This is a genomic window from Streptomyces sp. 63XJN7_1_ISO-PGPR-S23-121 (assembly GCF_056173025.1).
This window is the reverse complement of record NZ_CM149653.1, coordinates 3466771-3480156: the sequence shown is the minus strand read 5'-3', so window position 1 is coordinate 3480156 and position 13386 is coordinate 3466771. Positions and strand designations below refer to the sequence as shown.

The window sequence follows — 13386 nt, the reverse complement described above, 5'->3', positions numbered from 1 at the left end:
CCGGCGTCTCAGGGGAGCGACGGCGTTGTCATGGGGTGGGGGCTCCGAGAGGGGCGGCCCACCCCTGCCCGGGGGAGGGAATCTCACCGCATGAAGCGGACCATTCGCACCACAGCGCTCACAGTCGGCGCACTGATAGCCTCGCTCGCCCTGCCGGCGGGCACGGCCCGGGCGGACGCCTCGGCACCGCGTGTCGACCTGCGCGTGCTGGTGGTGAGCGACGGAGGACCGGCCACCGACGCCATCGCCGCCGAGCTGGAGACCGCGGGAACGCCGTACACGAAGGTCGATCTCGGGGCCGCGAACCGGCCCTCGATCGACGCCGGCTTCCTGGCGGACACGGTGGACGGCCGTCCCCGCGCCAGGTTCCAGGCCGTCGTCCTGCCCAACGACAACCCCTTCCCGGCGAACTCCGCCGAGATGTCGGCCCTGGTGGCCTACGAGAAGGCCTACGGGATCCCGCAGGTCGACGCGTACACCTACGCGCGTCCCGAGGTCGGGCTCCAGTACGCGGTCGGCACGGGCTACGCCGGCAGCCTGGACGGCGTACGCGCCGAGGTCACGCAGGCCGGCCTGGCCGGTCCCTTCGGCTACCTGGACGGGGCCGTCCCGTTCGAGGACAACTCCCCCACCGTGGGCGAGTCCTACGCCTACCTGTCGACGCCCGCGGCCGGCGCGGACTTCGTCCCCTACGTCCAGGCGGCGATCCCCGGGCGGCCGACGAAGGGCTCGCTGGTGGGCGAATACCGGCACGACGGGCGGCGCGAACTGGTCGTCACCTTCGTCTACAACCAGTACCAGCAGCAGTTCCGGCTGCTGGCCCGGGGCATCGTGGAGTGGATGACCGGCGGGATCCACCTGGGCGCCGACCGCAACTACTTCGCGGTGCACGTCGACGACGTGTTCGCGGCCGACGACCGCTGGGACACCGTGCTCAACTGCACGCCCGGCGACGTGGACTGCGCGCCCGGCGAGGGGACGCCCAACCCGATCCGCATGGTCCCCGCCGACGTCGACCACGCCACCGCCTGGCAGAACAGCAGGAACCTCACCCTCGACCTGGCCTACAACGGCTCCGGCAGCGTCGACCACCGCCAGGACAACAACGGCGCCGACCCGCTCGCCGACAAGCTGATCGCCGACCGCGGCCGGTTCCGCTGGGTCAACCACACGTACACGCACGCCTTCCTCGGCTGCGTCCAGGACGTCGGCGTCGTGCCGTGGAAGTGCGCCACGAACGCCGACGGCAGCACCCGGTGGGTCTCCCGCAACGAGATCTCGGACGAGATCGCCACCAACCGCGTCTGGGGCCAGGCCGCCGGACTGCCTCTGGACAACGACGAGTTGGTGACCGGTGAGCACTCGGGCCTGAAGGTGACCCCGCAACAGCCGGTCGACAACCCGAACCTGGGCCCCGCCCTCACGGACAACGGCATCGCCTGGCTCGGTTCGGACAACTCCCGCGACCCCGTCCAGCGCCGGGTCGGCAGCGCCACCACGGTCTCCCGCTACCCGATGAACGTCTTCTACAACGCCGGGCGGGCGGCCGAGCAGGTCGACGAGTACAACTGGATCTACACCAGCCGCGCCCAGGGCGGCAGCGGCATCTGCGAGGACAACCCGGCCACGTCCACGTGCCTGCCCGCGCCCCTGGACACCGCCACCGGCTACGCCGGCCACATCGTGCCGCTGGAGACGCGCATCGCACTCGGCCACGTCCTCGCCAACGACCCCAAGCCGCACTTCATCCACCAGTCGAACCTGGCCGAGGACCGCATCGCCTACCCCGTCCTCGACGGGGTCCTCGATGGCTACGCCGGGCTGTTCGCCGACAACACCCCCGTGGTGAACCTGCGCATGGCGGACATCGGCGTGGAACTCCGGCGCCGGGCGGCCTGGCGCGCCGCGGTCGACGCCGGTCAGGTCACCGCGTACCGCGTCGGTGACACCGTCACCGTCCAGGCGCCCGGTGGTGTCGCGGTCACGGCGACCATGCCCGCCGGCACCCGGCGCGGGGGCACCGGTTTCGGCGACGCCTACGCCGGGGCGGTGTCCGGCTGGACGACGCTCCCGGCCGGGACCGCCCTCTCCCTCACCCTGCCGTCGTCGGCCACCGCTCCCCAGGCGGCCGCCGGCACCGGCGACACGGCCACCACGACGCCGGCCGCTCCGCGCACCCGCGTACCGGCCGGCGTGAGCGAACCGGTGCCCTACGGCACGGAGCACTGAGCGCCCACCGCCACCGCAGGTCCCACCACCCCACTTCACGGCCGTGGAGCTCGAATGCACCTTCCCCACGGCGCGCGGCGCCCCGGCGCGCCGCGCGTCACCCTGCTCACCGAAGGCACCTATCCGCACAGTCACGGCGGAGTGAGCGTCTGGTGCGACCAGCTCGTCACCGGCATGCCCGACCTGGACTTCGACGTCGTCGCCGTCACCGGCACCGGACGCGAGCCGGTCGTCTGGGACGTCCCCGGGCATGTCGGCCGGGTCGTCTCCGTCCCCATGTGGGGGCCCGCCCCGCAGGGTCGTCTCCCGCGCGGGCGTGAGCGCAACCGGCTCGAGGCGGCCTACGAGCGGTTCGTGACCGCGCTGCTCGATCCGCGGGCCGAGGACGGGTTCGGGCCCGCGCTGTACCGGCTGGCGCGGGCCGCCGCGGACGGCCGGCTGAGTCCGTTCCTGCGCGACGACCGGGCGATCGCCGTCCTGACCGCCGTCTGGAACCGGCCGGGCCTCGCGGTGCGCGAGGCCCGGCCCACCCTGCACGACGCGGTGACCGCGACCGCCCTGCTGGAGCACGCCCTGCGCCCGCTGGCCGCCCCGGTCCCCGAGCGGGGCGTGGCGCACGCGGTCAGCGGCGGCGTCGCGGTGCTGCCGGGGCTGGCCGCGCTGGACCGGCACGGCGTACCGCTGCTGCTGACGGAGCACGGGGTCTATCTGCGCGAGCGCTACCTCGGCTACCGCACCGTCCCCTACCGCTGGCCGGTGAAGGCACTGGTGCTGGGCTTCTTCCGGCTGCTGGCCGAGGAGACGTACCGCCGGGCCGCCCTGATCACCCCGGGCAACCGCTACAACCGGCTGTGGGAGGAACAGGGCGGTGCCGCCCCGGAGTCCATACGCACGGTCTACAACGGCGTGGATCCGGCCGCGTTCCCGCCCGCCGGTCGGGAACCTGCGGAGCCCGTGCTCAGCTGGGCGGGCCGGGTCGACCCGATCAAGGATCTGGAGACCCTGATCCGCGCGTTCGCGCTGGTGCGGGAGGCGGAGCCCGCGGCGCGGCTGCGGCTGTTCGGCGGCACCCCGCGCGGCGGCGAGGCCTACCGGGAGCGCTGCGAGGCGCTGGCGGCGGAGCTCGGTCACGGGGACGCCGTCACCTTCGAGGGCCGGGTCGAGGACATCAAGGACGCGTACGCCGCCGGGAACGTGGTGATGCTGTCCAGCATCAGCGAGGGCTTCCCCTTCACCCTGATCGAGGCCATGTCCTGCGGCCGGGCGACCGTCTCCACGGACGTCGGCGGCGTCCGGGAGGCCGTCGGCGACACCGGTCTCGTCGTACCACCGCGCGACCCGGCCGCCATGGCCGCCGCGGCACTGGAACTGCTGGGTGACGCGGAGCGGCGCCGGGCGATGGGCGAGGCGGCCCGGCTGCGGGTGATCGAGCAGTTCACGCTCCGGCAGACCATCGACACCTTCCGGTCCATCTACCTGGAACTGTCGGCGTTCGGCTCCGCGGCCACGCCCGCGGCGGCCGACGACGTGCCCCTCTCCGCGGTGGGCGCGGCACCGGTGAGGAGTGCGACCGGATGAGCGGCCCCATGGCGCTGGAGCCCGGTGGCGCGGAGCAGGACACGCTGGCGCTGCGCCTCGCCGTCCCCCGTACGCCCGCACCGGGCGGGTCCGACCACCACACGCTGGCCCTGGTACGGCCCGGTCACGGTGTGCGGAGCGCGGCAGTGGACCGGCTGGCCGCCGACCTCGCGGACCGCATCGCCCCGGCCGTCCACCCCTACGAGGTGGCCGCGCTGCTCGAGTCCGAGGGACTGACCGGCGAGGTCATCGAGGAACGGTACGGGCACCGCGACATCTTCTCGCTGGCCACGGCGTTGTACGAGCGCGTACCGCGCACCTTTCCGCAGCCGCCGCGGCCCGCCGACCCCTGGCGGCCCGACCACGTGCGCTGTGCGCTGCGCGGTGCCCTGTTCGCGCTGCCCGGCCTCGGCTACGCGCTCGCCGGGCGCCTGCTGCCGCACGGCGGCACGGTGACGGCGCTGGTGGTGGCGGGGCTGGTGTCCTGGGCCTGGAACCAGGCGCTGGGCCACCGGGCGTACCTGCGCCTGGCCACCGGCCGCCGGGAGGCCGGCGGCACCCTGCTGAAGGGGGCGCCGCTGGGTGCCGTCGCCGCGGCCTCCGCGGGGGCCGCGCTCGCCGGTTCCGGCGCGGCGGTCGCGGCCGTGACGGTCCAGTCGGCGTATCTCGCCGCGGCCGGTGTGCTGCTGGTGCTGGGCCGGGAGCGGCTGCTGCTGGCCGCACTGGTTCCGGTGGTCGCCGGAGCGGCGGTGCTGCCCTGGTGGGAGCCCGGGAGCCTGCTGCGGGCGGGCCTGCCGTCGCTGTCGCTGTGCGGCGCGGTCGCGGCGGCCGGCTGGGCACTGCGCGGCACCCTGACGGCCGCGCCCGTGACGGGCGCCGTGCGTCCGCGGCCGTGGCGGTCGCTGCCGTACGGCCTGTTCGGGCTGGCCGCCGGGGTGCTGGTGTTCCTGGCGGGCCGGGAGCAGCCGTGGGCGGTGGTGGTGCTGACCGTGAGCATGGGCCCGGCGGAGTGGCTGCTGTACCGCTACCGCGGTCTGTCGGTGGCGGCACTGCGGGCCACCGCCACCCCGGCGGCGTTCCGGCTGCGTTCGGCCGCCGTCCTGGCCGGCTGCCTGCTGATGTACGCCGGGCCGCTGGTGCCGGCGGCCCTGCTGGTGGACGCCGACCCGGTGGCGACGGCGCTGCTCGCGGTGGTCCTGTGGTCCTCGCTGCTCCTCCAGGCCTTCGGCGTGGCCTGGCCGCCTGCCGCCCTCTGTCTCGCGACGGCCGCGGGCGCCGGTGCCGTCGCCCTGTACGGCGGCCCGCCCGGCACGGCGGCCCTGTCCCTGGGCTGCGGTACCGCCGCGCTCTGTCTCACCGGGTGCGCGCTGCGGCTGCTGGGCCGGCCGGCCGCCCATGCCTGACACGTCCCCGCCCGGCGCGGGGCCCGGGTCCCTCCAGGACCGCCCGCCCCGCATCACCGACCCGTCGACCTGCCCCGCCCACCTACCGGAAGGACCCCGCGTGACCGCCACACCGCTCGCCGCCGTCACCGGAGCCGAGGGATTCATCGGCTCCCACCTCACCGAGGCGCTCGTGGCCTCCGGACACCGGGTGAGGGCCATGGCGCAGTACAACTCCTTCTCCAGCTACGGCTGGCTGGAGACCCTCGCCCCCGACGTCCTCGACCAGGTCGAAATCGTCCTCGGCGACGTCCGGGACCCGGGCTCCGTCCGGCACCTGGTGGAGGGCGCCGACTGCGTGTACCACCTGGCCGCGCTCATCGCGATCCCCTACTCCTACCGGGCACCGCACAGCTATGTGGACACCAATGTCACCGGCACCCTGAACGTGCTGGAGGCGGTGCGCGCCGCGGGCACGCCCCGGCTGGTGCACACGTCCACCAGCGAGACGTACGGCACCGCGCGGACCGTCCCGATCACGGAGGACCACCCGATCAACACCCAGTCGCCGTACGCCGCGTCGAAGGCGGGCGGGGACCGGCTGGCCGACAGCTACCACGCGAGCTTCGACACCCCCGTGGTGACGCTGCGGCCCTTCAACACCTACGGGCCCCGGCAGTCCATGCGGGCGGTGATCCCCACCGTCATCGGCCAGGTGGCGGCCGGGGAACGGACCATCACCCTCGGGGACCTGCGTCCCACCCGGGACTTCACCTTCGTCAAGGACACCGCGCAGGCGTTCCTCGCGGTGGGCACCGCGCCCGCCGAGCGGGTCGTGGGCCGTACCTTCAACGCCGGCACCGGCGGCGAGATCTCGGTCGGCGACCTGGTGGCGCTGATCGGCAAGGTGATGGACAGCGCGCTCGACGTGCGGGAGGACGCCCAGCGACTGCGTCCCGCGAACTCCGAGGTGATGCGCCTGGTCGCGGACGCGAGCCGGCTGCGGGAGGCGACCGGCTGGGGGCCGGCGCACGACCTGGAGCAGGGGCTCGCGCGCACGGTGGAGTTCTTCCGCCACCCGGCCAACCTGGCCCGCTACAAGACCGGCATCTACAACATCTGACCACGACCGGCACGTTGACGAGGGGAGACCTCATGCACGCAGTGATCCTGGCCGGGGGCAAGGGCGTCCGGCTACGGCCCTACACCACAGCGCTGCCCAAGCCGCTCGTGCCCATCGGCGACCAGCACGCCATCCTCGAGATCGTCCTGCGGCAGCTCGCCTCCGCCGGGTTCACCGGCTGCACGATCGCCATAGGCCACCTCGGTGAGATCATCCGCGCCTATGTCGGCGACGGCTCCCAGTGGGGCCTGACCGTGGACTACTCCACGGAGGAGAGCCCGCTGGGCACGATGGGGCCGCTGCTGACGATGCGCGAGCGCCTGCCGGAGAACTTCCTGGTGATGAACGGCGACATCCTCACCGATCTCGACTACGCCGACGTGCTGCGCCGGCACGAGGCCTCCGGTGCCCCGCTGACGATCGCCACGTACGCCCGCAAGGTGCACATCGACTTCGGGGTACTGACCACCGACGCCAGCAAGGTCGTCGCGTTCACCGAGAAGCCCAGCATGGACTACCGCGTCTCCATGGGCGTGTACGGGCTGTCCCGGTCGACCCTCGACGGCTACACGCCAGGCCTGCCCCTGGGCTTCGACGAGCTGGTGCTGGACCTGTTGCGGGCCGGCGACCCGCCGCACGCCTACGAGTTCGACGGCTACTGGCTCGACATCGGCCGCCCGGATGACTACGACCGCGCCAACGCGGAGTTCACCAGCCGCAAGTCCCTGCTGCTCAAGGGAGCCTGAGCACCGCATGCGCATCCTCGTTGTGGGCTTCACCGGCTATCTGGGCGCCCATGTCGCAGAGCGGCTCCGTGCCCTGCCGGGCACGCGGGTCCTCGGCGCCGGCCGCTCGCCGGCCGCCGACGTGCCGGTCGACCTCGCCACCGACCCGGTCGACCGGCTCGCCCGGACCCTGGCGTCGGCGGCTCCCGACGCCGTCGTGAACTGCGCGGGCGCCACCGGCGGCGACGCGGTGACGCTCGCCGAGCTCAACGCCCGTGGCCCCGCCGTCCTGTGCGAGGCGCTGCGCCGGGCGCGCCCCGCGGCCCGCCTGGTCCATCTCGGCTCGGCCGCCGAGTACGGGCCGGGCGCGCCGCACGTCAAGGTGCCGGAGTCGGCGCCCACCCGCCCCCTCACCGCCTACGGGGCCACCAAGCTGGCGGGGACGGTCACGGTCGGCGCGTCCGGCCTGGACGCGGTGGTCCTGCGGGTCGGCAACCCGGTGGGGCCCGGCGCCCCGCCGACCGGTCTGCCCGGCCGGGTCGCCGCGCTGCTGCGCGAGGCGGGCCCGGGCCCGGACGCGGTGCTCCGGCTCGGCGACCTGTCGGCGTACCGGGACTTCGTCGACGTCCGCGACGTCGCGGGGGCGGCCGAACGGGCGGTGACCGCGACCGGCCCGTTGCCCGGGGTGCTCAACGTCGGCGGCGGGGACGCCGTGCCGGTGCGCGAACTGGTGCGGCTGCTGGCGCGGCGGGCCGGTTTCCGCGGGCGGATCGTGGAGCAGGGTGCCGGGTCCGTCCGTTCCGGGCAGGTGTCCTGGCAGTGCTCCGACATCTCCGCCGCGCGGGCCGCGCTCGGCTGGGAACCGTCGTACACCCTCGGTGACTCCCTGTCCGCGCTGTGGTCGGGCGGCTCACCGGCACCGTCCCTCCGCGCCGAAAGTGACGTCCCGTCGTGAGCCTGCTGATCCCGCTGTACGTCCACCCCGCCGAGGACCCGGGCGCCTGGCACCGCCTGATCACGGCGGCCGACCGCACGTACGGCGTCGTCCTGAACCCGGCGGACGGGCCGGGCGAGGCGCCCGACCCGGCGTTCACCGCGGCGGCTGGGGCGCTGCGCGCCGCGGGCGCCCGGCTGCTCGGCTACGTCGACACGGACTACGGCACCCGTCCCGCGGCCGAGGTCGTCGAGGACGCCCGGCGGCACCGGGAGTGGTACGCGGCCGACGGGTGCTTCCTGGACCGGGTGAGTGCCGCGAGGAGCGAACTGCCCGCCCACAAGGCACTGGTGCGCGTGCTGCGGCGGCAGGGCACGACGTGCGTCGTGCTGAACCCGGGGGTCCATCCGGCGCCCGGCTACGCCCGGCTCGCCGACCTGGTCGTCACCTTCGAGGGCCCCTGGTCCACCTACGTGTCGGCGTTCAGCCGGCCCGACTGGACTCGCCGGCACCCGCCCGAGCGGTTCTGCCACCTGGTGTACGGCGTGCCCGAGGCCCTCGCCCCGCTCGCCGTGCGCACCGCCCGCGAGCGGGGCGCCGCGGTCAGCGGGCCCGTGACGGGCGAGCCGCCCAACCCGTGGGCCCGCCTGACGCCCGTACTGACCGGGGCACGGCGATGAGGCGGGGGCCGGCCGCGCTGCTGACGGCCCTGCTCCTCGCGGTGGTGGCCGGCTGTGCGGGCGGCGGGGGCGGCGAGGACCGCGGGCCGGCGCCCGCGCCCCGTGGGGAACGGTGGCAGCCGCGCCCCGGGCTGGCCTGGCAGTGGCAGCTCGACGGCAGGGTGGATCCCTCGGCCGACGTACCGGTCTACGACATCGACGGCTTCGAGAACGACGCGGCGGACGTCGCCCGGCTCCACCGCGCCGGCCGCAAGGTGATCTGCTACGTCAACGTGGGCGCCTGGGAGAGCTTCCGCCCGGACAGGGACGACTTCCCCCGGGCTGTGCTGGGCGCGCCCAACGGCTGGCAGGGCGAGCGGTGGCTGGACATCCGCCGCGTCCGGGTGCTCCGGCCGATCATGGAGCGGCGGTTCGACATGTGCCGGGACAAGGGGTTCGACGCGGTGGAGCCCGATCTTGTGGAGGGCTTCGGCAACGAGACCGGTTTCCCGCTCACCGCGCGGGACCAGCTCGCGTACAACCGCATGATCGCGGAGATCGCCCACGAGCGGGGCCTGTCCGTCGGCCTGAAGAACGACCTGTCGCAGATCCCGCAGCTGGTGCACGACTTCGACTTCGCGGTCAACGAGGAGTGCGCGCAGTACGGCGAGTGCGAGCGGCTCACGCCGTTCATCGAGGCCGGCAAGGCGGTCTTCCACGTCGAGTACGCCGAGCCGACCGGCCGCTTCTGCCCGCAGTCGCGCCGACTGGGGCTGTCCTCGATGCTGAAGAAACCGGAGCTCGGGGTCTGGCGCCGGGCCTGCTGACCACGGGGTGCGGCAGGATGGAGCCATGAGCGTAGTCAAGATCAACGTACTGACCGTGCCGGCCGAGCAGCGCGAGACGCTGGAGAAGCGCTTCGCCTCGCGTGCCCACGCCGTGGAGAACTCCGACGGCTTCGAGTGGTTCGAGCTCCTGCGCCCCGTCGAGGGCACCGACACCTACCTCGTCTACACGCGGTGGCGCGACGAGGCGTCCTTCCAGGCCTGGATGGAGGGCCCCATGAAGACGGCGCACCAGGGCGGCACGGAGGGCGGCGAGCGTCCCCGGCCGGCGGCGAGCGGCTCCACCCTGTGGTCGTTCGAGGTGGTGCAGCAGGCGGCTCCGAAGGGCGCGTGACCGCGGCGCCGGCGCCCGCGACCGGATTCGGCCGTGGGTGCCGGCGCCGTCGCGTCAGCCCAGCTCGACGAGGAGGTCGCCGCCCTCCACCTGCTGGATGCGGTTGATGGCGAGCCTGCCGACGGTGCCGGACCTGGGCGCGGTGATGGTGGCCTCCATCTTCATCGCCTCGATCGTGGCCACGGTGGCACCGGCCTCCACCGCGTCGCCCTCTGCGACGGCGAGGGTCACCACGCCGGCGAACGGCGCCGCCACATGGCCGGGGTCGGCCCGGTCGGCCTTCTCGGTGACCGGGACGTCGGAGGCCGCCGCGCGGTCGCGGACCTGGATGGGCCGCAGCTGGCCGTTGAGGGTGGACATCACGGTGCGCATGCCCCGTTCGTCGGCGTCGCCGATGGCCTGCAGCTCGATCAGCAGACGGACGCCGGGGTCGAGGTCGACCGTGTACTCCTTGCCCGGGCGCAGCCCGAAGAAGAAGTTCTTGCTGTCCAGGACGCTGGTGTCGCCGAAGGTGCCGCGGTGGGCGTCGAACTCGCGCGCCGGGCCGGGGAACAGTAGCCGGTTGAGCGTCGCCCTGCGGTCCTTGGCCAGCCCGGTGCGGTCGTCGGCGCCCAGCTCGGCCACCGGCTTCGCCTCGGCGCGGCCCCGCAGCGCCTTGCTGCGGAACGGTTCGGGCCAGCCGCCGGGCGGGGTGCCGAGTTCGCCGCGCAGGAACCCGATGACGGAGTCGGGGATGTCGAAGCGGTCGGGGTCCGCCTCGAAGTCCGCCGGGGAGACACCGGCGCCCACCAGGTGGAGGGCCAGGTCGCCGACCACCTTGGAGGAGGGCGTGACCTTCACCAGCCGGCCCAGCATGCGGTCGGCGGCGGCGTACATCGCCTCGATGTCCTCGAAGCGCTCGCCGAGGCCCAGTGCGATGGCCTGCGTGCGCAGGTTGGAGAGCTGGCCGCCGGGGATCTCGTGGTGGTAGACGCGGCCGGTCGGCGAGGCCAGGCCCGCCTCGAAGGGTGCGTAGACCTTGCGGACGCTCTCCCAGTAGGGCTCCAGGTCGCCGACGGCCTGGAGGTCGAGGCCGGTGGGCCGCTCGGTGTGGTCGGTGGCGGCGACGATCGCTGACAGCGAGGGCTGCGAGGTGGTGCCCGCCATGGACGCCACCGCCCCGTCCACCGCGTCGGCGCCCGCCTGGATCGCGGCGAGGTAGGTGGCGAGCTGGCCGCCGGTGGTGTCGTGGGTGTGCAGGTGCACCGGCAGGTCGAACTCGCGGCGCAGCGCGGACACCAGGGTGGCGGCTGCGGGTGCGCGCAGCAGGCCGGCCATGTCCTTGACGGCCAGCACGTGGGCGCCCGCGTCCACGATCTTCTCGGCGAGCCGCAGGTAGTAGTCGAGGGTGTAGAGCCGCTCCGACGGGTCGGACAGGTCGGCGGTGTAGCAGAGGGCCACCTCCGCGATCGACGTGCCGGTCTCGCGTACGGCGTCGATGGCGGGCCGCATCTGGTCGACGTCGTTGAGGGCGTCGAAGATGCGGAAGATGTCGATGCCGGTGGCCGCCGCCTCCTGTACGAAGGCGTCGGTGACCTCGGTCGGGTACGGCGTGTAGCCCACGGTGTTGCGGCCGCGCAGCAGCATCTGGAGGCAGATGTTCGGCACCGCCTCGCGCAGGGCTGCCAGCCGTTCCCACGGGTCCTCGGCGAGGAAGCGCAGGGCGACGTCGTAGGTGGCGCCGCCCCAGCACTCCAGGGACAGCAGCTGCGGCAGTGTCCGGGCGACCACGGGGGCGACGGCGAGCATGTCCTTGGTGCGCACCCGGGTGGCGAGCAGCGACTGGTGGGCGTCGCGGAACGTGGTGTCGGTGACGCCGATGGCGGGCGATTCGCGCAGCCGGCGGGCGAAGCCCTCGGGGCCGAGCTCGGTGAGCAGCTGCCGGGAACCGGCCGGGGGTTCACCGGCGGGCAGCGGCGGCAGCTTGGTCAGCGGGTCGGGCAGTTCGGGGCGTTCGCCGTGCGGCTTGTTGACCGTGACGTCGGCGAGGTAGGTCAGCAGCTTCGTGCCGCGGTCGGCGGAGTGCCGGGCGGTGAGCAGGTGCGGGCGCTGCTCGATGAACGACGTGGTGACCTGCCCGGCCTGGAAGTCGGGGTCGTCCAGCACCGCCTGGAGGAAGGGGATGTTGGTGGCGACGCCCCGGATGCGGAACTCGGCCACGGCCCGCCGGGCGCGGTTCACGGCGGTGGCGAAGTCCCGGCCCCGGCAGGAGAGCTTGACCAGCATCGAGTCGAAGTGCGCGCTGATCTCCGTACCGGCGTGGGTGGTGCCGCCGTCGAGGCGGATGCCCGAGCCGCCGGGCGAGCGGTAGGCGCTGATCGTGCCGGTGTCCGGGCGGAAGCCGTTGGCGGGGTCCTCGGTGGTGATGCGGCACTGGAGGGCGGCGCCCCGCAGGGTGATGTCCTCCTGGGCGAGACCGAGGTCGGCCAGCGTCTCCCCGGCGGCGATGCGCAGCTGGGACTGGACGAGGTCGACGTCGGTGACCTCCTCGGTCACGGTGTGCTCGACCTGGATGCGCGGGTTCATCTCGATGAAGACGTGGTTGCCGTCCCGGTCGACGAGGAACTCCACGGTGCCGGCGTTGCGGTAGCCGATCTGCCGCGCGAAGTTCACGGCGTCGGCGCAGATCCGCTCGCGCAGCCGCGGGTCGAGGTTGGGGGCGGGCGCCAGCTCGATCACCTTCTGGTGGCGGCGCTGCACCGAGCAGTCCCGCTCGAACAGGTGGATGACTTCGCCCTGGCCGTCGGCGAGGATCTGGACCTCGATGTGGCGGGGTTCGACGACCGCCTTCTCCAGGAAGACCGTGGAGTCGCCGAAGGCGGACGCGGCCTCGCGGGACGCGGCCTCGATGGACTCGCGCAGCTGCGCTGGTTCCTCGACGCGGCGCATACCGCGTCCGCCGCCGCCCGCCACGGCCTTGACGAACACGGGGAAGCCGATGCCGTCGGCGGCGCGGACGAGTTCGTCGACGTCGGTGGAGGGGGCGGAGGAGCCCAGGACCGGCACTCCGGCCTCGCGGGCGGCGGCCACGGCGCGGGCCTTGTTCCCGGTCAGCTCCAGGATCTGCGCGCTCGGGCCGACGAACGTGATGCCCGCCTCCTCGCACGCCCGGGCCAGCTCGGGATTCTCGGACAGGAACCCGTAGCCCGGATAGACCGCGTCCGCCCCCGCGCGGCGTGCCGCGCGGACGATCTCGTCGACGGAGAGGTAGGCGCGCACCGGGTGCCCCGGTTCGCCGATCTCGTACGCCTCGTCGGCCTTCAGCCGGTGCAGCGAGTTGCGGTCCTCGTGGGGGAAGACCGCGACGGTGCGCGCGCCCAGCTCATAGCCGGCGCGGAACGCGCGGATCGCGATCTCGCCGCGGTTGGCGACCAGCACCTTGCGGAACATGGTGGATCCCTTCGACCTGCCGGTGACAAAAGACCATGGTGTCGGTGGCACCGCCGGTACGCCATGTGAGCCGGGCCACTCCGGATCCTCGTCCGGCGCCCCGGTTTCCTCAGCGGACTCTGTCGGCTTTCTTAAGGCTTCTTGAAGA

10 protein-coding genes are annotated in these 13386 nt (G+C 73.8%); 9 read left to right on the top strand and 1 reads right to left on the bottom strand.

Annotated features, from left to right (window positions below; genetic code table 11):
- The first annotated feature begins 90 nt into the window (after positions 1 to 90).
- The 9 genes from AC0VYN_RS15210 to AC0VYN_RS15170 all read left to right on the top strand — a co-directional run bounded on the left by AC0VYN_RS15210 (position 91) and on the right by AC0VYN_RS15170 (position 9809).
- Positions 91 to 2229, top strand: coding sequence for a hypothetical protein (locus AC0VYN_RS15210; protein WP_475536450.1), 2139 nt, complete (start codon positions 91 to 93; stop codon positions 2227 to 2229).
- A gap of 54 nt (positions 2230 to 2283) precedes the next feature.
- Complete coding sequence (gene pelF / locus AC0VYN_RS15205) at positions 2284 to 3807, top strand: GT4 family glycosyltransferase PelF (protein ID WP_475536449.1); 1524 nt, start codon at positions 2284 to 2286, stop codon at positions 3805 to 3807.
- Positions 3804 to 5210 carry a hypothetical protein gene (locus AC0VYN_RS15200; RefSeq protein ID WP_475536448.1) on the top strand — a complete coding sequence of 469 codons (1407 nt, stop codon included), beginning with the start codon at positions 3804 to 3806 and terminating at the stop codon, positions 5208 to 5210. Before pelF ends, AC0VYN_RS15200 begins: the two co-directional genes overlap by 4 nt.
- A gap of 100 nt (positions 5211 to 5310) precedes the next feature.
- Positions 5311 to 6312, top strand: a complete 1002-nt coding sequence (locus tag AC0VYN_RS15195; RefSeq protein ID WP_475536447.1) for an SDR family NAD(P)-dependent oxidoreductase — start codon at positions 5311 to 5313, stop codon at positions 6310 to 6312.
- Between the two features lie 32 nt (positions 6313 to 6344).
- A complete protein-coding gene (locus AC0VYN_RS15190) occupies positions 6345 to 7058 on the top strand; it encodes a nucleotidyltransferase family protein (RefSeq protein WP_475536446.1) in 714 nt (237 codons plus the stop codon).
- 7 nt (positions 7059 to 7065) lie between these two features.
- Complete coding sequence (locus AC0VYN_RS15185) at positions 7066 to 7992, top strand: NAD-dependent epimerase/dehydratase family protein (RefSeq protein ID WP_475536445.1); 927 nt, start codon at positions 7066 to 7068, stop codon at positions 7990 to 7992.
- Positions 7989 to 8651 (top strand): spherulation-specific family 4 protein, encoded by a 663-nt coding sequence (locus AC0VYN_RS15180; protein ID WP_385473601.1) that lies wholly within the window; start codon positions 7989 to 7991, stop codon positions 8649 to 8651. The genes AC0VYN_RS15185 and AC0VYN_RS15180 overlap by 4 nt, the downstream gene beginning before the upstream one ends.
- On the top strand, positions 8648 to 9457 hold the full coding sequence (locus AC0VYN_RS15175) for an endo alpha-1,4 polygalactosaminidase (protein WP_475536444.1): 810 nt from the start codon (positions 8648 to 8650) through the stop codon (positions 9455 to 9457). The genes AC0VYN_RS15180 and AC0VYN_RS15175 overlap by 4 nt, the downstream gene beginning before the upstream one ends.
- A gap of 25 nt (positions 9458 to 9482) precedes the next feature.
- Entirely contained in the window at positions 9483 to 9809 is a 327-nt protein-coding gene (locus tag AC0VYN_RS15170; protein ID WP_475536443.1) for an antibiotic biosynthesis monooxygenase family protein, read from the top strand.
- Between the two features lie 54 nt (positions 9810 to 9863).
- Here the strand turns inward: AC0VYN_RS15170 and AC0VYN_RS15165 are convergent, their stop codons facing one another.
- Entirely contained in the window at positions 9864 to 13238 is a 3375-nt protein-coding gene (locus tag AC0VYN_RS15165; RefSeq protein ID WP_475536442.1) for a pyruvate carboxylase, read from the bottom strand.
- Positions 13239 to 13386: the final 148 nt, after the last annotated feature.